Below are 19,506 nucleotides of genomic sequence, written 5' to 3'. Positions count from 1 at the left end.
CTTCTGATGACTGACACCCCCGCCCAGGATCGGATCCCGACCCCCGCCTCGCCCGCGCCGGACATCCTGCGCTGCGCCTATATGGAGCTGATCGTCACCGATCTGCAGCGCTCCCGCGACTTCTACGTCGACGTCCTGGGCCTCACGGTCACCGCCGAGGACGAGGACGCCATCTACCTGCGCTCCATCGAGGAGTTCATCCACCACAACCTGGTGCTGCGCCGCGGAGAGACTGCCGCCGTCGCCGCCTTCTCCTACCGGGTACGCAGCCCTGAGGACCTGGACAAGGCCGAGGCGTTCTACCGCGAACTCGGCTGCGAGGTGATCCGCAACAGGGAAGGCTTCACCCGCGGCATCGGTGACTCCGTGCGGGTCCAGGACCCGCTGGGCTTCCCGTATGAGTTCTTCCACGACGTGGAGCACGTGGAGCGCCTGGCCTGGCGCTACGACCTCTACACCCCCGGCGCGCTGGTCCGGCTGGACCACTTCAACCAGGTCACCCCCGATGTGCCCAAAGCCGTGGCCTACATGGAGGACCTCGGGTTCCGGGTCACCGAGGACATCCAGGACGAGCACGGCACCACCTATGCGGCCTGGATGCGGCGCAAGCCCACCGTGCACGACACCGCGATGACCGGCGGCGCCGGGCCCCGGATGCACCACGTGGCGTTCGCGACGCATGAGAAGCACAACGTGCTGGCGATCTGCGACAAGCTCGGCGCGCTGCGGCTCTCGGACCACATCGAGCGCGGCCCCGGCAGGCATGGAGTCTCCAACGCCTTCTACCTCTATATCCGCGACCCCGACGGGCATCGGATCGAGATCTACACCCAGGACTACTACACCGGAGACCCTGACAACCCGGTCGTGACCTGGGACGTGCACGACAACCAGCGGCGCGACTGGTGGGGCAACCCGGTGGTCCCGTCCTGGTACACCGAGGCCTCCACCGTGCTGGACCTGCACGGGCGCCCGGTGCCCTCGGTGGAGCGCACCGAGCACTCCGAGATGGACGTGACCATCGGCGCCGACGGGTTCTCCTACACCCGCAAGGACGACGCGGACTCCATGCCCTCCTGGAAGCAGGGCGAGTACAAGCTGGGCCACCAGCTCTGATGCAGGGCGAGCCAGAGACCAGGAGAGCAGCATGCTGACCTCGGAACAGATCACCACCATCGCTGACGAGCTCGCGGAGGCGGAGGCGCAGCGCAGCATGATCCCGCTGCTGACCACCCGCCACCCCGAGATGACCATCGAGGACTCCTACGCGGTGCAGAACGAATGGCGACGCCGCGCCGTCGCCTCCGGGCGGCGGCTGGTCGGCCGGAAGATCGGCCTGACTTCGAAGGTGATGCAGGTGGCCACCGGGATCACCGAACCTGACTATGGGGCGATCTTCGACGACATGGTCTTCGAGAACGGCTCGGTGATCGAGCACAGCCGCTTCTCCAATGTGCGCATCGAGGTGGAGCTCGCCTTCAAGCTCGGCAAGCCGCTGAAGGGCCCCGGGATCACGATCTTCGACGTCCTCGACGCCACCGACTACGTGGTGCCCGCTCTGGAGATCCTTTCCAGTCGGATCGAGATGGCCGGCCGCACCATCGTGGACACCATCAGCGACAACGCCGCCATGGGCGGCATGGTCTACGGCGGCAACCCGGTGGCCCCGGACGCGGTGGACCTGCGCTGGGTCTCCGCGCTGCTCTACCGCAACGAGACTATCGAGGAGTCCGGCGTCGCCGCCGCCGTGCTGAACCATCCCGCCATGGGCGTGGTCTGGCTGGCGAACAAGCTGGCCTCCCATGGCGACAGCCTGCAGGCCGGCGAGCTGATCCTCGCCGGCTCCTTCACCCGCCCGATGTGGGTGGAGCGCGGCGACACCGTGACCTGCGACTACGGAGAACTAGGAACCCTGACATGCCGCTTCGACTGACCCCCACCCTGCGCGAGGACCTCGCCGCCGCCGACCGTGCGCTGATCGGCGGCTGGGTCTGCTCCGGCTCCCCGGTGATGGCCGAGATCATGGCCGGCTCCGGACTGGACCTGGTGCTCATCGACATGGAACACGCCCCCAACGGGCTGGAATCGGTGCTCGCCCAGCTGCACGCGCTCTCCGGCTACCCCGTGACCCCGCTGGTCCGGCTCTCCTCCGACGACCCGGTCACCATCAAGCAGGTGCTGGACCTCGGGGTGCAGAACCTGCTGATCCCGATGATCTCCACACCCGAACAAGCTCGATCCGTCGCCGCCTCCACGCAGTACCCACCGGCAGGTCGACGCGGCATCGGCAACGCGCTGGCCCGCTCGGGCCGCTGGAACCGCGTGCAGGACTATCTTCACGATGCGGCCTCCCACATCAGCATCTACCTGCAGATCGAGACCGCCGAAGGCGTGGAGAACGCCGAGGCGATCGCCGCGGTGGAGGGCATCGACGGAATCTTCGCCGGTCCCAGCGACCTCTCCGCCTCGATGGGACTGTTGGGTCAGCAGACCCACCCCCAGGTGGTCGACGCCGTGAAGTCCACGTTCACCGCCGCCAGGCGAGCCGGCAAGACCGCCGGGGTCAACGCCTTCGATCCGGACGCCGCTCGTGACTACCTCGACGCCGGAGCGTCCTGGGTGCTCGTGGGCGCCGACGTCTCCCTCGTGGCCCGCGGCTCGGAGCAGCTCGCCGCGGACTTCATCTCACGCACCGCTCACTGAGGAGTCACTCATGCAGTTCCACCACCACGGCTACGTCTCCAAGAACCCGAGGGTCCAGGCGCCCGCCGGTGTCGGACTCGACCGTCCGCAGGAGCTTCCCGAGCACATGGACGTGCTCATCGTGGGCACAGGCCCCGCGGGGATGATCGCCGCCGCGCAGCTGGCCCAGTTCCCGCAGGTCCACACCCGGATCATCGAGAAGCGTGAGGGTCGGCTCGAGGTCGGCCAGGCCGACGGCATCCAGGCGCGCAGCGTGGAGACCTTCCAGGCCTTCGGCTTCGCCGACGAGATCTCCAACGAGGCTTACCACATCACCGAGATGGCGTTCTGGAAGCCCGACCCGGAGGCGCCGGAGAACATCGTGCGCACCGCCCGTCCCGCCGATGACCCGCACGGGATCAGCGAGTTCCCTCACCTCATCGTCAACCAGGCGAGGGTGCTGGACTACTTCGCCGAGTCCATGGCGAACTCACCGTCCCGGATGACCCCGGACTACGGCTGGGAGTTCGTGGATCTGACCGTGCATGAGTCCGGAGAGCATCCGGTGGAGGTCACCCTGCGCCGCTCGGGCGGCCCGAAGGATGGCCCGGTGCGCACCGTCTGGGCAAAGTACGTGCTCGGCGCCGACGGGGCTCGCAGCGGGGTGCGCGAGGCCATCGGCTGCACCATGGAGGGAGACCGGGCCAATCACGCCTGGGGCGTGATGGACGTCCTCGCGGTGACCGACTTCCCCGACATCCGCCGCAAGTGCGCCATCCAGTCCCGCTCCGGCGGCAGCATCCTGCTGATCCCGCGCGAGGGCGGACACCTGTTCCGGATGTACGTGGACCTCGGCGAGGTCCAGCCCGGGGAGGGCGCCCAGGTCCGCCAGACCACCGTCGAGCAGATCTCCGAGCATGCCAACCGGATCATGCACCCCTACACGGTGGACGTGAAGCACGTCGCCTGGCACAGCGTCTACGAGGTCGGGCATCGGGTGACCGACACGTTCGACGACGTGCCCGCCGAGCTCGCCGGTCAGCGCGCGCCGCGGGTGTTCATCGCCGGGGACGCCTGTCACACGCACAGCGCGAAGGCCGGCCAGGGCATGAACGTGTCCATGCAGGACGGATTCAACATCGGCTGGAAGCTGGGGCAGGTGCTGCAAGGTCGCAGCCCAGCCTCGCTGCTGAGCACCTACTCCGGCGAGCGCCAGGTGATCGCGCAGAACCTCATCGACTTCGACAAGCAGTGGTCCACGCTGATGGCGCAGAAGCCTGAAGACATGGAGGACCCCTCCGCGCTGGAGGACTTCTACGTCAAGACCATCGAGTTCCCTGCCGGCTTCATGACCGAGTACACACCATCGATGATCACCGGGGAGGCCACCCACCAGGAGCTCGCCACCGGATTCCCGGTGGGCAAACGGTTCAAGTCGGCCTATGTCTCCCGAGTCTGCGACGGGAACCCGCTGCAGCTGGGCCACCTGGCCACCGCCGACGGGCGCTGGCGGCTCTACGCCTTCGCCGACGCTCCAGCCGCCGGGGAGTCGAGCTCCGGGGAGGATTCAGCCCTGTCCGACTGGGCGCACTGGCTGCACACCGACCCGAACTCCCCGGTGCTGCGCCACACCCCGACGGCGCAGGACGAGGACACGCTCTTCGACATCAAGGTCATCTACCAGCAGCCTCACGACCAGCTCGACGTCACCGACGCCCCGCGCGCCTTCCTGCCCACGGTGGGACCCTTCGGACTCACCGCCCGGGACCGGGTCTTCGGCACCCACCCCGAGCAGGACATCTTCGCCGAGCGCGGGATCAGCCGGGACGGCTGCGTCGTCGTCGTGCGCCCGGACCAGTATGTTGCCCACGTGCTGCCGCTGACCGACACCGCAGCCCTCGCCGACTTCTTCGCCGGAATCTTCCTGGAGGCCAACGATGCCCGCTGAACACACCGCCGCCAAGCCCGCCGCAGCGTATCCCGGGCACCCCACGTTCCCGGTGCGCAACCCCGCCACCGGCGCGGTGGTGGACCAGGTCCGCGATCACTCCGCCCAGGAGGCCGCCGCCATGGTCGACGCCGCCCAGGCCGGGTTCCGCACCTGGCGCGCCACCAGCCCGCGGCACCGCTCCGAGGTCCTCATGGCCGCCTACCGAGGCATGCAGGAACAGGCCGAGCGGCTGCGGGACCTCATCGTGGCCGAGAACGGCAAGTCCCAGGCCGACGCCGCGGCCGAGGTGAACTACGCCAGCGAGTTCTTCCGCTGGTACGCCGAGGAGGCCGTGCGGACCCCCGGTGACTACACCGAGGCGCCGGCCGGGGGAGTCCGCAACGTGGTCACCCGGCACCCGGTGGGGGTCGCGGTGCTCATCACTCCGTGGAACTTCCCGGCCGCGATGGCCACCCGCAAGATCGGCCCCGCCCTGGCCGCGGGCTGCTCGGTGCTGCTGAAACCCGCCAGCGAGACCCCGCTGACCGCCTTCGCGATCGCAGAGATCCTCACCCAGGCGGGGGTCCCGGAGGGAGTGGTGCAGGTCGCGGCGTCCAGCTCGGCGAGTCGGGTGGTCACCGCCTGGCTGGCGGACGACCGGGTCCGCAAACTCTCCTTCACCGGGTCCACCGGAGTCGGGCGGCGACTGCTGGCCCAGTGCGCCGAACGGGTGGTGAACACTTCCATGGAACTCGGCGGGAACGCGCCGTTCATCGTGACCTCCGGGGCCGACCTCGACGCCGCGGTGGACGGGGCGATGCTCGCGAAGTTCCGCAACGGCGGGCAGGCCTGCACCGCGGCGAACCGCTTCTACGTCCACCAGGACGTGCTCGGCGAGTTCACCGAGAAGTTCGGTGCCCGGATCGCCGCGCTGCGGGTGGGAGACCCGGCCGAGGGCGCCGACATCGGACCGGTGATCACCGAACATGCCGCCGAGCAGATCCGCGGGCTGGTCCAGGGCGCGGTGGAGCAGGGCGCGGTCATCGCCGCGCAGGCGCCCCTGCCCGAGGGAATGAACCCGGCGTTCCTCGCCCCGACCATGCTCACCGGGGTGCCGGTGGATGCGGAGATCCTCCGTGAAGAGATCTTCGGACCTGTCGCCCCTGTGGTGGCCTGGACCGATCTGGACGCGGTCATCGAGCTGGCCAATGCCGCGGAGGTCGGGCTCTCCGCCTATGTCTACGCCGGGAAGCTGCAGACCGCGATGCAGATCGCCGAACGGCTCGAGGCGGGGATGGTCGGGGTCAATCGGGGGATCGTCTCGGATCCCAGTGCCCCGTTCGGCGGGGTCAAGCAGGCAGGGATCGGTCGAGAGGGCGGGTCCTTCGGGATGGAGGAGTTCACCGAGGTACAGTACATGAGCGTGGATTGGTCCTGACCCACTCAGGTGCATGCGGGGGTTCAGCCGCGCAGCACCTTCTCCATCGCCTTGCCGCGCGCCATCTCATCGATGAGCTTGTCCAGGTATCGGATCTCGCGCATCAGCGGCTCCTCGATCTCCTCGACCCTGACGCCGCAGATCACTCCGGTGATCAGTGACCGGGAGGGATTCATCGCCGGTGCCTGGGCGAAGAACGTCTCGAAGTCGACCTCCTCGTCCAGGACCCTCTGCAGCTGGCCCGCGGAGTACCCGGTGAGCCACTCGATGATCTTGTCGACCTCGGCCCGACTGTGTCCCTTGCGCTCCGCCTTGGTCACATAGTGCGGATAGACGCTGGCGAAGCTCATCGTGTAGATCCGGTGCTTGGTCATCGGGGCTCCTCCTGCGCTTCGAGGTTCTGCTAGCCTGCTCAGCATGAAAATCTCGGGCATGCCTTCGGGTCGCCTGCGCGTGGTCTCCTGACGGCGCGCGGCTCCTCTCCACCTTCTCATCGATGCTGCACGTCGTCCTACGGTTCCTGACCCCGCCGGGCGGCGATCTCGTGCACCCCTTCAAGTGCAGATCCGTGTCCGCGTAGGCCTCTGCTCCCGTCATCACGCGCGGTGCAGCAGACGCCCCCGCTGACCTCCGCTGCCCGGCTCCGGCACGATCCTCTCGACGGAGCAGCAGTGACCCCTCTACCCTCACGACCCTTCCACCTCGCGGCCTCGGACCTCACCGTGATCCGCGGCGGGCGACGCATCCTCGACCGCATCTCCCTCACGCTCAGCGTCGGTTCGCGGCTCGCCGTCGTCGGTGAGAACGGCACCGGCAAGACCACGCTGCTGCATGCCTTGCTCGGATACCTCCCCCTGGAGCACGGCAGTCTCACCCGCACCGGGACAGCAGGCCTGTCCGAACAGACGCTGCAGCACCACGACGACGACACCGTCGGCACCCTGGTGGAACGTGCGATGGAGCGCTCCCGGGCCGCCCTGGCAGAGTTCGACGACGCCGCCCAGGCCCTCGCCGCAGACCCGACGGCACACGCAGAGCGGTACGTCCGGGCGCTGGCCGCCGCCGAGCAGCTCGACGCCTGGGACGCCGATCGACAGATGGACGTCGCGCTGGACGCCCTGGGCGCCTGCTCGGATCGCAGCCGCCGGCTGACGCAGCTCTCGGTGGGTCAGCGCTACCGGGTGCGGCTGGCATGCCTGCTGGGGGCCCCGGATGACCTGCTGCTGCTCGACGAACCGACCAATCACCTCGACGCCGCCGGGATGGACTTCCTCACCCAGCGGGTCCGGGCCCACCCTGGTGGGGTCGCGCTGGTCAGCCACGATCGGCATCTGCTCCAGCAGGTCGCGGAGCAGTTCCTCGACCTGGACCCCAGCCGGGACGGACGCGTCCGCGTCTACGGCGGCGGGTACCTCGGCTGGCAGCAGGGCCGCCGCCGCGAACGAGAGACCTGGGAGCGCGAGCACGCCGAGCAGCTCGCCGAGCATTCACGCCTGCAGGATGCGCTCTCCAGCGCGCAGAGCCGGCTCTCCACCGGGTGGCGACCGGAGAAGGGAACGAACAAGCACCAGCGTCAGTCTCGAGCACCCGGGGTGGTGCAGCAGGTGAAGCGGCAGGCCGAAGCACTGGAGGAGCACCGGATCACCGTGCCCCCGCCGCCGCTCCGTCTGAGCTTTCCGAACCTGGACTCCCAGACCGGGGTGACCTACCTCGCCGCGACCGGGCTGAGGTGCGGGGAGCGGCTGCGCGCGCCGGTGGATCTGCGCCTGTCCGGGGGCCAGAAGCTGCTGCTCACCGGACCCAACGGAGCCGGCAAGTCCACGCTGCTCGGTCTGCTGGCGGGGACGGTGACTCCCACTGGAGGGGAGCTGCATCGCCGGCCCGGGGCTCGCATCGCCCTGGTCGGTCAGGAGAACCCGGCATGTGACGTCTCGCTGACCGCCCGCGAGCTGTTCGAGTCCCATGCCGCGCGCCTGGTCAGCCGTGGCACGGTCCCGGGAGATCAGACGATCGGACTCGGATCACTGGGTCTGCTGCGCCGCGACGCGGCGAACACCGCCGTCACCGAGCTCTCGCAGGGCCAGCAGCGGAGGCTGGAGCTGGCGCTGCGGCTCGCCGAAGCCCCTGAGGTGCTGCTCCTGGACGAGCCGAGCAACCACCTGGCCATGTCCCTGATCGAGGAGCTCACCGCGGCGCTGAAGAAGACCCCGGCGGTCGTCGTCGTCGCGACGCACGACCGGCAGATGATCAGTGACCTGCACGGATTCCAGCGGCTCCAGCTCGGGTGAACCGGTCCCGCGCGACCCTGGGCGTCCTCGGTGAGGGACCTCGTCCCCTCCCTGCGGAGGGGACGAGGTCCGTCCCCGGGGAGGGGGTGCCGGCGGGCGTCCCGCGATGGACTGGAGTCACCGATGTTCGGGACGACCGAACCTCCAGGACAGGCGCCTCGGCGCCGGGACGGACACCCATGACCACCCCCACACCCGCTCTGCAGATCACCGGGCTCTCCAAGAGCTTCGGCACCACCCAGGCGGTGACCGATGTGAACCTCAGCGCGAACCCCGGCCGGGTCCTCGCGCTGCTCGGACCCAACGGCGCCGGCAAGACCACCACCATGCGGATCCTTCTCGGACTCGTGTCTGCCGACACTGGAGAGGCGCTCATCGAAGGACGCCGCTACGCCGAGATCCCCAACCCCGCCCGGCGCGTCGGCGCGGTGCTCGACGCCGGAGGACTGCACCCGGGCCGCACCGGCGCCCAGCACCTGGGCATCACCGCGGAAATGATCGGCGCGACGGGCGAGCGCGTCACCCACCTGCTGCAGGAGGTGGGGCTCACTGAGGCCGCCCACCGCAGGATCGGCGGCTACTCCCTGGGCATGCGACAGCGTCTCGCGCTGGCCAACGCGCTGCTCGGGGATCCTGCCGTGCTGGTCCTCGACGAACCCGCCAACGGACTCGACCCCGCCGGGATCCGCTGGCTGCGGCAGTACCTTCGCGCCTTCGCCGCCGCCGGAGGCACCGTGCTGATCTCCACTCACGTGCTGACCGAGGTGGCCCTGGTCGCCGATGACCTCGTGATCATCGACCGCGGCCGCAGTCTGCTCTCCGGCGCGCTCGACGAGCTGACCTCAGCGGAGGGCCGGGACCTGGAACAGCTCTACCTCTCCATCACCACCGCCCCCACTGAAGCCACCACCCACAGCACTGCCACCACCGAAGTTCACACCGAAACGGAGACCCTGCGATGATCCGCGCAGAACTGCTGAAACTGACCTCCACCCGCGCTCCGAAGATCGCCGCGGCGGTGGGTGTCATCGGCGTGGCGGCGACCCAGCTCGCCAGCGGCTGGCTCCTCCCGGCGATCGGCCACATCGACCCTGACCTGCAGGCAGACGTCTCAGAACTCTCGACCTCCACGGCCGAACGTCAGCTCGCGGCGATGAACGTGCTCGGCGGGGGAGGCGGCATGGCCTCGGGATCGGTGAGCATCGGGCTCGTCGCGATCCTGCTCCTGGGCGCCCTGGTGGCCACAGCGGACTTTCGGCACGGCGGGATCACCACCACCGCGCTGGCCTCCCCACGGCGGGGCCGGATCATCGGCGGCAAGGCTGTCGCCGCTGCTCTCGTCGCGGCGTCCACCGGCCTGTGCTACGCGCTGGTCCAGGGACTCCTCGTCACCCTCGCGCCGAGCACCATGGGCGCCGGCGGGCTGAGCGCGGACCCATGGGAGGTCGCCGAGGTGCTGGGCCGCGGCGTGCTCACCGTCGTGCCGCTGGCCCTGCTCGGACTGGCCGCTGGGGTGCTCATCCGCAGCCAGAGCGCCACGTTCCTGGTGCTCATCGGCGCCGCGGTCGCCGATGTGACCCTCGGCGCGATCCTCTCGCTGATCCCGGTCACCAGCTCCTGGGGCGCGTACCTGCCGCTGGCGCTGGTCTCCTCGGCCACCAGCCCCGACGGCGCAGCCGGGCTCGCCCCGGTTCCGGCGCTGATCCTGCTGGCTATGATGGCGCTGGTGGCCGTGGGCGCGGCCTGGCTGTCGCTGCGGCGACGTGACCTCTGAGCCCACCCGGGAGAGTGACGGGAGACAGATGATCGACAGGCCTGACGTCCCACTGGACGGTCGCCGCTTCGCCACGATTCCCCCGCTGATCGTGCTGGCGCTGATCCCGCTGCTCTTCGCCGTGCCGGAGTTCGTGGACTCCGGCACGGTGGTGTACCTGACCACTGGAGTGCTCTTGGTCCAGGCGCTGCTGCTGATCATCTGCGCGCGCTTCCCCGGTCTGGTGCTCGCGGGCATCACCGCGGCCGATTCCGCCCTCTTCATCCTGGATCCGGGCAACACCAGCGCAGGGCTCGCCGTCCCGCTGGCCGTCTATGTGCTCCGCCGGGCCCTGCCGCGGCGGGCCGCCGCCCAGCGGATCATCCCGCTGGGACTGGTCAGCATGACCATCGCCGCGGCGATCGGCTCCGGGGGAGAGCTGGTCGCGGCCGGGGAGATCCCGCTGGGCATCGCGCGGGGGCTGCTGCTCTACCTGCTGCCCTGGGTGATCGCCGAGGTCATCATCGGGCGCACCCAGCTGGTCCAGGCGCTGACCGAACGGGCGGAGATGGCCGAGCGGGAGCAGGAGCTCGCCGCCCGCCATGCGGTCCAGGAACAGCGCACCATGATCGCCCGGGAGCTGCACGACATCGCCGCCCACCATCTGACCGGGATCATCGTCAGCGCCCAGGCCGCCTCCGCGCTGACCCAGACCGACCCGCCAGGCCAGCGCCGGTACCTGCAGGCGGTCCAGTCCGACGCGCGCTCCGCCCTGGAGAACCTCCGCCGCACCGTGGGGCTGCTGCGCGCCGACGAGGAGTCCACGGCCTCGCGCGCGGCCTCGCTGAACGACCTGCCGCAGGTCATCGAGGCCGCCCTGGCGCGCGGGACCCGCGTGCAGCTGCACGAGTCCGGCGAGGCCTGGTCGTTGGGACCGGTGGCCGGCGTCGTCGTCATCCGCGGCATCGAAGAAGCGCTGGCCAACATCGCCAAGCACGCCTCCGGTGCCGAGGCCCGACTGACGGTGCGCTGGGAGCCGCACCGGCTGAGCCTGGAGATCACCGACGACGGCGCCGCCGGGACCGCGCCCACGCTGCCGGCCAGCGGCTACGGGCTCACCGGGCTCCGGGAACGGCTCGCGCTGGTCCACGGGACTCTGGAGGCAGGAGCCAGCGGCACAGGCTGGCGCACCGCGTTCAGCGTCCCCCGCGAACACGCCGCCCGAGAAGGAGAGTCCGCATGATCCGAGTGCTGATCGTCGATGACCAGCCGATCGTCCGCGCGGGGCTCGCCGTGGTCCTCGACGCCGAACCTGACCTGGACGTCGTGGGCCAGGCGGGTGACGGCGCGGAGGCCGTGCGGCTGGCCGCGAGGTTGAGCCCCGATGTGGTCTGCATGGACATCCGGATGCCGATCATGGACGGGATCACGGCCACTCGGCAGATCATCTCGGCCCAGGACGCGGTGAAGGTGCTGATCCTGACCACCTTCGACCTCGACGAGGACGTGTTCGCCGCTCTGGAGGCCGGCGCGGCCGGATTTCTGCTCAAGGGTGCGCAGGAAGCGGTGATCGCCGAGGCGATCCGCTCGACGGCGGCCGGCGCCGGAACCCTGGATCAGCGCATCACGCACAAGGTCATCACCGAGTTCGCCGCGCGACGACGCGCCACCGAAACGCGGGCCCAAGCCCCGGTGGCCGAGCTGACTCCGCGCGAGACCGAGGTGCTTCAGCTGATCACCCAGGGCCGCTCCAACGCTGAGATCGCGCAGGCGCTATTCGTGGAGGTCACCACGGTGAAGTATCACGTGCAGTCGGTGCTGATGAAGTCGCACAGCCGGGACCGGCTCCAGGCCGCCATCTGGGGTCTGCGCCACGGGATCACCTCTGCCTGACCCTGCATCAGACCTGGGCGCGCCCGGATCGGCCCGCTGCTTCCCGGCGCCGATCCATCAGATGTGCACCTCAGCCGCAGATCTCCGGCCACAGCGGGACCTATGGCCCTAGTCCCCGGACCGATCTACCCAGCAGAGTGAATCGTGGCGCGCGATACCGCGACCAGAACCGCGTGAAAGGACTGAAGGACGTTGTCGATCCAGACCGCATCACAGGCCGAGACCCAGGTCAGCACGCACTTCCAGGAGCTTGTGGAGTCCCATCTCAGCTGGGTCTCTGAGCTGGGCGAAGGCATGGTCACGGCCTGGATCGAGGACCAGCACGTGACCTTGACCGGGGAGGTCGACTGGACCTACCAGCGCGAGGCCGCCGAGCACGCGGTGCGGCGCCTCCCCTGCGTCGGCTCGGTGGAGAACCGGATCGCCGTCACAGCGCGCACACCGCTGCGCAACGCCGAAGAGCGCCTGCGAAACGCCATGTTCCGAGACCCCCAGATCGACGCGGACCTCGTGCACGTCACGGTCACCGGTCAGACCGCCGTGCTGAGCGGGCAGGTGAAATCACTGGCCGAGAAGCGGCAGGCCGGCCTCGCGGCGTGGATCTCCCCTGGAGTGCTCGAGGTGCACAACCGCCTGGTCGTCCGGCCAGCTCTCAGCTCACGAAGGAGTCGACCATGAAGCATAAGACCGTGCTGAAGCAGCACCCCGTGAAGGGTCCGTGGAAGAACGCCAAGAAGAGTCCCACGAAGCAGTGGGAGGACATGGGTCCGGGTCGGCGGGCCGGGACCATGGTGTTCAGCGTGGTGCAGATCTCGCTGGCGGTGGCGGCCTGGATCGATCTTGCACGGCGGCCCGCGAACCAGGTCAATGGCAGGAAGGGCATCTGGGCCGGGGTCATCGCGATCAACTACCTCGGGCCGATCGCCTACTTCCTCAAGGGTCGGCAGACGGACTGACCCCATGCTCCGGCGGCAGAGACCTGATCGGCCTGGTACAGCACCGCCTGATGGATCGCGAGCGCACCACCTTCACTGCGTGTGCGTGGGCACCACCAGAACGGGGCAGACGGCCCGGTTGAGCACGGCCTGACTGACCGAACCCAGCAGCAGCCCGGAGAACCCTCCGTGGCCCCGGGTTCCGAGCACCACCAGTGCCGCGGTCCGTGAAGCCTCCGAGAGCACCCCGGCCGGAGAGCCGTCGAAGAACTGCCACCGCACCGCCAGCTCGGGGAACTTCTCCGCGACCCGCTCCGCGGACTTCTGCAGATGCTCCGTATAGGGACGGCGCAGCTGGGGGATCTCGAGGTTGTGCTCGATGGTGTTGGGCCACCAGTGCCCCTGCGCGTTCAGCGGAGCGGCCGAGACCAGGGTCAGCGGGTTGTCCAGCAGCGCCGCGGCCTGCGCCGCCAGGTCCACGACCAGCTCAGGGTCAGTCGCGACGTCGATGCCCACCACGATCTCGGTGTCGAAGTTCAGCTCCTGCTCCACGTTGGCGAAATCCCGGCGCTCATGGGATCGGGAGCTCGACTCCTCCATCTGGGTCAGCGGCTCGGTGGCTTCAGCCTCCCCGGCGGGGAGGTCCTGGTCCGGGGCGAGCAGCTCGGTCGAGGACACGTTCTTCCACTTCTCCGGCACCACCAGCGTGGGACAGTGTGCATGTGCGGCGAGCTTGGCCGAGACGCTGCCGAGGAAGCGCCCAGCGAACCGATTGCGTCCGCGCTTCCCGACGACGACCACCTGCGCCGCTCTGCTCTCCGCGATCAGCTCGGAACCCGGGTCGCCTTCGACGGCGCGGGTGGTGACCTCGACCCCTGCCGCCTCGGCCTGCGCGACGTAGTCGCTGAGCATCGTCTGAACCTCTTTGAGCGCCGTGTCCAGATACTCGTTCATCATCGGCATGTTGTAGGCGTCGGTCACCACCGGCCGGGCGAACGTCACCACGAGGCGCAGCGGGAGCTGGCGCTGCTTGGCGACTCTCAGGCCTGCCTGGAAGGCGCGCTGACTGGCGGCTGAGCCGTCAAGGCCTACGAGAACACCGGGATCGCGGTCACTGTCGTGCTCCTGAGAAGAGTTCATAGGCTCACGATACGTCCGATATCGAATAGGTCCAGGGTCTTTCGACCCTGGTGAGAAACCTTTTCTCGGCGCCAGGAAATACGCATCGCGCGACCCTCAGAATGTTGATCCTCTGCTGCGCCATGCCGGTCGTGCCGGCGCGCAGCCCCATCGCCTAGCATGCCCTGAGGTGCTCCTCGCGGCAGATCCGCTGCGAGAGGCGCCCCGCAGACCCCGCGGCCCCGCACTGCAGATCCAGGAGGATCACATGAAAGCTCTCCAATACGTCGCCGTCGGTCAGCCGCCCGAGGTGCGCGAGGTCCCCACACCGGAACCCGGCCCCGGCGAGGTCCGGCTGCGCGTCACCGCCGCCGGCGCCTGCCATTCGGACAGCTTCGTGATGGGACTCAGCGAAGCGGAGTACACAGCCTTCGGCTACCCGCTGCCGATGACGCTGGGGCATGAGGGAGTCGGGGTGGTCGACGCCCTGGGCGAGGGCGCCTCCGGCATCGAGGTCGGCGAGGCCGTGGCCGTCTACGGTCCGCAGGGCTGCGGACGCTGTCACAGCTGCGCCCAGGGCATCGAGAACTACTGCCCCCACGCCGCTGCCTTGGGCATCACGCCTCCGGGTCTGGGCAAGGACGGCGCGATGGCCGAATACATGATCGTCACTGATCCTCGACTGCTGATCCCGCTGGGGGACCTTGACCCGGCGGCCACGGTGGCCCTGACCGACGCCGGCCTGACCCCCTATCACGCGATCAAAGGCTCACTGGACCTGCTGGTCCCCGGCAGCGTGGCCGTGGTGATCGGCGTGGGCGGGCTGGGACATATCGCGGTCCAGCTGCTGCGCACCCTGACCTCTGCCACGGTGGTCGCGCTGGACATCAGCCAGAGCAAGCTCGACTTCGCCCGGGAGGTCGGGGCCCATCATGCCTTCCTCTCCGACGATCGGGCAGCCGCGCACATCGCCGAGGCGGTGGGCCCCGGTCCGGTCGCCGCGGTGTTCGACTTCGTCACCAACGACCCGGTGATGAACATCGTCCGCTCGCTCAGCGGCCCCCGCACCGATCTGGTGCTGGTGGGAGCCGGCGTCGTGGAGACCACGGTGGGTCTGCTGGGCCAGCCCTACGGGTCTCGCATCCGGGCACCCTACTGGGGTTCGCGACCCGAGCTCATGGAGGTCTTCGAACTCGCCCGCACCGGGCAGCTGGCGGTGGAGACCGAGACCTTCAGCCTCGACGAGGGCCCGGAGGCCTACCGCAGACTGCACGACGGCGAGCTCCGCGGTCGCGCTGTGGTGGTTCCCTGATCTGGGGTCGCGGCCTAAGATCGAGAATGAGGCGGGCGAAATCCATAGATGGGGGCGTCGCTCGCGTCGGCTGACCCCAGACCCCCGGTGGAGGTTTGTCATGGACAACGACGCTCACACAGCACCCCGGTCTGTCGCCTTTGATCCCGCCACCCGCGATCTCGGTGTGCTGGTCGGCTTCGACGGCTCCAAGCAGTCCCTGCTCGCCCTGCACTATGGCGCCCTCGCCGCTCAGCGCAGCGGACGCGTGCTGACCGTGGTCAGCGCATTCACCGTCCCGGCCAGGGTCTACATGACCCTGGCCGCAGTGCCGGAGAAGTCAGAGGCCGAAGCGGCCGTCGAGGCGGCCAGGACGGTGCTCCTGGACGCGCGGAAATACCTGCAGGACTATTCGGGCAAGGTGATCTACCGGACCGAACGCGGCGACGCCGCCGGCGTGCTGGTCGATCTCTCCACCGTGGCAGAGCTCGCCGTGGTCGGGGCCCGCGGCAGGGGAGGGTTCCTGGGCCGGGTGCTCGGATCGGTGTCCTCGGCGCTTCCGGCGCACGCGCACTGCCCCACGGTGGTGGTGCCTCGGCAGTACAAGGTCAGCGAGGATCAGGGCGCGGCCCGGTTCACGGCAGGCAGGGATCAGCGGCCCGTGGTGGTCGGGATCGACCGCTCACCGCACAGCCGGATCGCGGTGCTTCAGGCGGCCCAGTCCGCGCTGAACCGTGGAGTGACTCTGCACATGTTGCTCGCCCTTCCCTCGCTGGAGGGCTGGCTGGACTGGTATCCGGAGCTCGACTCCACCGACGAGGGGGTCACCGACCGGCGCAAGACTCAGCTCGAGGAGTTCCTCGAGGCCGAGATCACATGGGTGAAGACGCACTTTCCGTCGCTCGACGTCACGGCTGCGGTCAAGCCGGGGGATCCGATCACTCTGCTGGCCAAACAGACCCGGGAGGCGCAGCTCACTGTGGTGGGCACTCGGGGTCGGAGCGGATTCACCGGGGCCCTGATGGGGTCGGTGTCCCGCGGGGTGCTGGTGCGGGCCTCCGGGCCTGTCATGGTGGTCCCGGACCTGCAGGACAAGCGGCTGGACGATCAGCCCGCCTCCACCCGGTGAGGCCCACCTGATGCGGCCTGCCCGGTGAGTCGCAGGATCATCCTGGTCCGCGCCGTGAACGTCGGCGGCACGGCGAAGCTGCCGATGGCCCAGTGGCGCGCCCTGGCTGAGTCGCTCGGCGCCACCGAGGTCGCCAGCTACATCGCCTCCGGGAACCTGATCTGTCTCCCGCCCGGCCCGGCGGAGGATTTTGACCGCGCACTGGAGTCCGCCGTGAAGTCACGCTTCGGCTTTTTCCGCGAGGTGATCAGCAGATCCCGGGAGGAGGTGCTCGCCGCCTTGGAGGCCCACCCGTTCGACGTGCTCGACCCTCGGTTCTCCTACATCACCTTCCTTCAGGCAGCGCCGACGCCCGAGGCCGTGCAGGCCGCGGCCCTGCTGGAGACCGGTGAGGATCGCTGGCAGGTGATCGGCCGCGAGATGCACCTGCGCTACGCGCACGGCGCAGGTGCGCCGCAGCTGAACGAGGCCGCCTTCTCTCGGACGCTGGGACTCACCGGGACCGCGCGGAACCTCAACACCGTGCGCAGGCTCATCGACCTGGCCGGTGCCTGACCCCCGGGCAGGGGGGGGTCAACGGCGTGGCACATTGGCCTGCACGGCCGCCGGAATGGGGGTCTGTCCGTCGTCAACCTCCAATATCTGCCGGGAGATCCGCGGTTCATGGAGAAGCTCCTTGAGGATCTCAGCGACGTCCTCGCGGGGGATCTCCCCGTGGGCCTCCGCCGGACCAAGCGAGACGGTCCCGGCTCCTGGCGCATCGGTGAGCATCGAGGGACGCAGGATGACCCAGTCCAGGTCGCCGTGGCTCAGTGCGATGTCGCCCTGCTTCTTCACGGCGAAGTAGTGCTCCTCCGAGTCCGAGAGCTCACGCTCCCGCCAGGCTTCCGGGAGCACCGAGACGCTGATCAGCCGGCGGACGCCCGCGATGAGGCTCGCCTCAATGGTCCTGCTCAGGCCCGCTCCGTCGATCGCCCTCGTGATCTGTGCGGGACCGCCGTTGGAGCCGGCGCTGAAGACCACGGCGTCTGCCGCCCCCAGGACCTGCGCCAGCTCTGCGGGGGAGAGTGCCGCCAGATCTCCCAGCACGGCCTGGATCCCACGGGCGGACAGGTCGTCGCGCTGCGCGGGTCGGCGCACCAGGCCGCGCACGGTGTCACCCGCCTCCAGCAGCTTTGCCGCCAGCTGGCCGCCGATGCCTCCGGTGATGCCGATGATGAAGATCTCCACGTGGTCCTTTCGGCCGGGTCGGACGTGCAGGCCTATAGCCACTCCCGCGAGCGGGCGTAGCGTGCGGCCTCGCGCCGGTTCGGCGTCTGGGTCTTCTGCATGGCGTTGGAGAGGTAATTGCGCACCGTGCCCTCGGCCAGGTAGAGCCGGCCCGCGATCTCAGCGACGGAATAGCCCTGGAGGGTCTCGCGCAGCACATCGAGCTCCCGGTCGGTCAGGGGGGAGTCGTCGACCACCGCGAGCGCAGAGATGTCCGGGTCGATCCATCGCTTGCCCGCATGCAGCGTCTCGATCACCTCAGCGATCAGCGTCGGGTGTGCGGATTTGCTCACGAATCCGCGGACCCCGAGCTTCAATGCTCGGCGCAGCACCCCGGGACGTGCGTGGCGGGTGAGCATCAGCACCACCTGCTCGGGGTTGTCCGCCCGGATCCGCTCCATTGCGGCGAGCCCGTCCATCCCTGGCATCTCCAGGTCGATCACCACCACGTCGGGCTGATGCTCCCGCACGACGGCGACCGCGGCCGCTCCGTCGGCGGCCTCAGCCACCACGCTGATCTGGGCCTTCAACGGCAGCAGCGCGGCCAGCGCCGAGCGCAGCAGTGCCTCGTCGTCGACGAGCACGACCCGGATCACGGGGCGCTCCGCTGCGGTTCGGAACCAACCTGGGGCGCAGAGGACTTAGCACTCGGGAAGCCCGCGGAGGTGCTGAACGTCCCGGCGCTCTGCTCGACGCGAAGCTGACCCCCGGCGTCGGCCACTCGCTGGCGCAGCACCGAGAGCCCGCTGAGTGTGGGCAGCGGACCCTCGGCGGCGCCGTCGTTGCTGATCATGATCTCGCCCTCGAAGATCCGGATCTGCACCTCGGTGGCCTCTGCGTGGCGCAGGATGTTCGTGGTGGTCTCCCGCAGCACCTGGCCCAGGAGTTCGTCCAGACCAGGCCGGATCTTTCCGTGCCGACTGATCCGTACCGCGACTCCGGCGGCTTCGAGAAGGTTCTTCGCGTTCTCCAGCTCGGCGTTGAGATTGAGCTTGCGCTCCGCGTAGGCGAGGTTCCTGGTCTCGCGGATGGTCTCTTCCACCTGGTCATAGACCTCGCGCAGCTCGGCGCGGGCCCTGTCGGGGTTCGTCGTGAGCAGCTCTTCGGCCAACGCCACCTTGAGGTTGACCACATGCAGGGTGTGCCCCTGGATGTCGTGGAGGTCGCCGGCGAAGCGCATCCGCTCGCGCATGATGCCCAACTCCGCCTCTGCCTCCTGGGCGACCTCGAGGTCCTTCAAGATGCCCCAGTACCCCTGCATCATCAAGTTCACTGCTGCGACGAAGACGCTCAATCCGCCGGGCACCACCACGTAGCGCACCACGTTGCCCCAGCTGAAGGGCTCAGTCACGAGGTGCAGGCAGCCGATCGCGGCGATCAGCACCCCCAGTGCTGCGATCCAGGCCAGGTGTCGACGGCGCAGATGCGGGATCAGCACCCCGCTGAGCATTGCGGCGCCGAAGAACGCCACTGGATTGAACGCCAGCACCGCGCAGATGATCCACACCACGAAGGAGAAGGCCAGCGCCAGGCTGGTGGAGAGCGGATGCTCGCTCGGGTCCCAGTCGAGCAGAACCAGGAAGGTGGCCAGCAGCCCGAGGCTCAGGCCCAGGCCCTCCCGCCATGACTCCGTGGTCATCGCGACGATCGCCAGGGCGACCGGGGCGATGGCCACCACCGTGGTGAGCACGGTGGCGCGATGCATCCGCCGCTTCGCCGCGACCGAGGTGGAGGACATCAGCTCGTTCCTCGCAGGCCGATCTCAGGTGGTCTCATGTC

The 19,506-nt window shown here is 69.1% G+C and carries 20 protein-coding genes; 15 read left to right on the top strand and 5 right to left on the bottom strand.

Annotation, left to right across the window (positions count from 1 at the left end; genetic code table 11):
• Nucleotides 1–6 precede the first annotated feature (6 nt).
• Genes hpaD through ACHAA4_RS01740 form a run of 5 tightly spaced genes read left to right on the top strand, consistent with a single transcriptional unit; the run spans nt 7 to nt 6,050 of the window.
• Nucleotides 7–1,116: a 3,4-dihydroxyphenylacetate 2,3-dioxygenase gene (gene hpaD, locus ACHAA4_RS01760; RefSeq protein WP_435772474.1), complete on the top strand. Its 1,110-nt coding sequence runs from the start codon at nt 7–9 to the stop codon at nt 1,114–1,116.
• Nucleotides 1,117–1,147: 31 nt separating this feature from the next.
• Nucleotides 1,148–1,933, top strand: a complete 786-nt coding sequence (hpaH, locus tag ACHAA4_RS01755) for a 2-oxo-hept-4-ene-1,7-dioate hydratase (protein ID WP_435772473.1) — start codon at nt 1,148–1,150, stop codon at nt 1,931–1,933.
• Entirely contained in the window at nt 1,918–2,703 is a 786-nt protein-coding gene (locus ACHAA4_RS01750) for an HpcH/HpaI aldolase family protein (protein WP_435772472.1), read from the top strand. The genes hpaH and ACHAA4_RS01750 overlap by 16 nt, the downstream gene beginning before the upstream one ends.
• 10 nt (nt 2,704–2,713) lie before the next feature.
• Entirely contained in the window at nt 2,714–4,630 is a 1,917-nt protein-coding gene (locus tag ACHAA4_RS01745) for an FAD-binding monooxygenase (RefSeq protein ID WP_435772471.1), read from the top strand.
• Nucleotides 4,620–6,050, top strand: coding sequence for an NAD-dependent succinate-semialdehyde dehydrogenase (locus ACHAA4_RS01740; RefSeq protein ID WP_435772470.1), 1,431 nt, complete (start codon nt 4,620–4,622; stop codon nt 6,048–6,050). The genes ACHAA4_RS01745 and ACHAA4_RS01740 overlap by 11 nt, the downstream gene beginning before the upstream one ends.
• Nucleotides 6,051–6,073: 23 nt before the next feature.
• Here ACHAA4_RS01740 and ACHAA4_RS01735 read toward each other — a convergent pair whose 3' ends face one another.
• Nucleotides 6,074–6,424: a DUF2200 domain-containing protein gene (locus tag ACHAA4_RS01735; protein ID WP_435772469.1), complete on the bottom strand. Its 351-nt coding sequence runs from the start codon at nt 6,422–6,424 to the stop codon at nt 6,074–6,076.
• 297 nt (nt 6,425–6,721) lie between these two features.
• Between ACHAA4_RS01735 and ACHAA4_RS01730 the strand changes: the two genes are divergently transcribed.
• The 7 genes from ACHAA4_RS01730 to ACHAA4_RS01700 all read left to right on the top strand — a co-directional run bounded on the left by ACHAA4_RS01730 (nt 6,722) and on the right by ACHAA4_RS01700 (nt 12,940).
• Nucleotides 6,722–8,338 (top strand): ATP-binding cassette domain-containing protein, encoded by a 1,617-nt coding sequence (locus ACHAA4_RS01730; RefSeq protein ID WP_435772468.1) that lies wholly within the window; start codon nt 6,722–6,724, stop codon nt 8,336–8,338.
• A 179-nt stretch (nt 8,339–8,517) separates the two neighbouring features.
• A complete protein-coding gene (locus ACHAA4_RS01725) occupies nt 8,518–9,300 on the top strand; it encodes an ABC transporter ATP-binding protein (protein ID WP_435772467.1) in 783 nt (260 codons plus the stop codon).
• Complete coding sequence (locus tag ACHAA4_RS01720; RefSeq protein WP_435772466.1) at nt 9,297–10,112, top strand: hypothetical protein; 816 nt, start codon at nt 9,297–9,299, stop codon at nt 10,110–10,112. The genes ACHAA4_RS01725 and ACHAA4_RS01720 overlap by 4 nt, the downstream gene beginning before the upstream one ends.
• A 28-nt stretch (nt 10,113–10,140) precedes the next feature.
• Nucleotides 10,141–11,334, top strand: a complete 1,194-nt coding sequence (locus ACHAA4_RS01715; RefSeq protein WP_435772465.1) for a sensor histidine kinase — start codon at nt 10,141–10,143, stop codon at nt 11,332–11,334.
• A complete protein-coding gene (locus tag ACHAA4_RS01710; protein WP_435772464.1) occupies nt 11,331–11,984 on the top strand; it encodes a response regulator in 654 nt (217 codons plus the stop codon). Before ACHAA4_RS01715 ends, ACHAA4_RS01710 begins: the two co-directional genes overlap by 4 nt.
• Nucleotides 11,985–12,176: 192 nt before the next feature.
• A complete protein-coding gene (locus tag ACHAA4_RS01705) occupies nt 12,177–12,662 on the top strand; it encodes a BON domain-containing protein (protein WP_435772463.1) in 486 nt (161 codons plus the stop codon).
• Entirely contained in the window at nt 12,659–12,940 is a 282-nt protein-coding gene (locus tag ACHAA4_RS01700; RefSeq protein WP_435772462.1) for a PLD nuclease N-terminal domain-containing protein, read from the top strand. The genes ACHAA4_RS01705 and ACHAA4_RS01700 overlap by 4 nt, the downstream gene beginning before the upstream one ends.
• Before the next feature lie 72 nt (nt 12,941–13,012).
• Here ACHAA4_RS01700 and ACHAA4_RS01695 read toward each other — a convergent pair whose 3' ends face one another.
• Entirely contained in the window at nt 13,013–14,059 is a 1,047-nt protein-coding gene (locus tag ACHAA4_RS01695) for a universal stress protein (RefSeq protein ID WP_435772461.1), read from the bottom strand.
• A 247-nt stretch (nt 14,060–14,306) separates the two neighbouring features.
• Here ACHAA4_RS01695 and ACHAA4_RS01690 point away from each other — a divergent pair, with 247 nt between their 5' ends.
• The 3 genes from ACHAA4_RS01690 (at nt 14,307) to ACHAA4_RS01680 (ending at nt 17,013) form a co-directional block, all read left to right on the top strand.
• Nucleotides 14,307–15,350, top strand: coding sequence for an NAD(P)-dependent alcohol dehydrogenase (locus ACHAA4_RS01690; protein ID WP_435772460.1), 1,044 nt, complete (start codon nt 14,307–14,309; stop codon nt 15,348–15,350).
• 100 nt (nt 15,351–15,450) lie between these two features.
• On the top strand, nt 15,451–16,458 hold the full coding sequence (locus tag ACHAA4_RS01685; RefSeq protein ID WP_435772459.1) for a universal stress protein: 1,008 nt from the start codon (nt 15,451–15,453) through the stop codon (nt 16,456–16,458).
• Between the two features lie 24 nt (nt 16,459–16,482).
• Entirely contained in the window at nt 16,483–17,013 is a 531-nt protein-coding gene (locus ACHAA4_RS01680; RefSeq protein WP_435772458.1) for a DUF1697 domain-containing protein, read from the top strand.
• A gap of 18 nt (nt 17,014–17,031) precedes the next feature.
• On the opposite strand, the gene ACHAA4_RS01675 is transcribed toward ACHAA4_RS01680, so the two are convergent.
• The 3 genes from ACHAA4_RS01675 to ACHAA4_RS01665 are packed head-to-tail and all read right to left on the bottom strand — an operon-like array spanning nt 17,032 to nt 19,465.
• Nucleotides 17,032–17,688 carry an SDR family oxidoreductase gene (locus ACHAA4_RS01675; RefSeq protein ID WP_435772457.1) on the bottom strand — a complete coding sequence of 219 codons (657 nt, stop codon included), beginning with the start codon at nt 17,686–17,688 and terminating at the stop codon, nt 17,032–17,034.
• Between the two features lie 32 nt (nt 17,689–17,720).
• Nucleotides 17,721–18,323, bottom strand: a complete 603-nt coding sequence (locus ACHAA4_RS01670; protein WP_435772456.1) for a response regulator transcription factor — start codon at nt 18,321–18,323, stop codon at nt 17,721–17,723.
• A complete protein-coding gene (locus ACHAA4_RS01665) occupies nt 18,320–19,465 on the bottom strand; it encodes a sensor histidine kinase (protein WP_435772455.1) in 1,146 nt (381 codons plus the stop codon). Before ACHAA4_RS01665 ends, ACHAA4_RS01670 begins: the two co-directional genes overlap by 4 nt.
• Between the last annotated feature and the right edge of the window lie 41 nt (nt 19,466–19,506).

The sequence above is a fragment of the Nesterenkonia maliinae genome (assembly GCF_051262655.1).
In the GTDB taxonomy this organism is placed as follows: Bacteria; Actinomycetota; Actinomycetes; order Actinomycetales; family Micrococcaceae; genus Nesterenkonia.
This window is presented reverse-complemented; position numbering and strand designations above follow the sequence as displayed.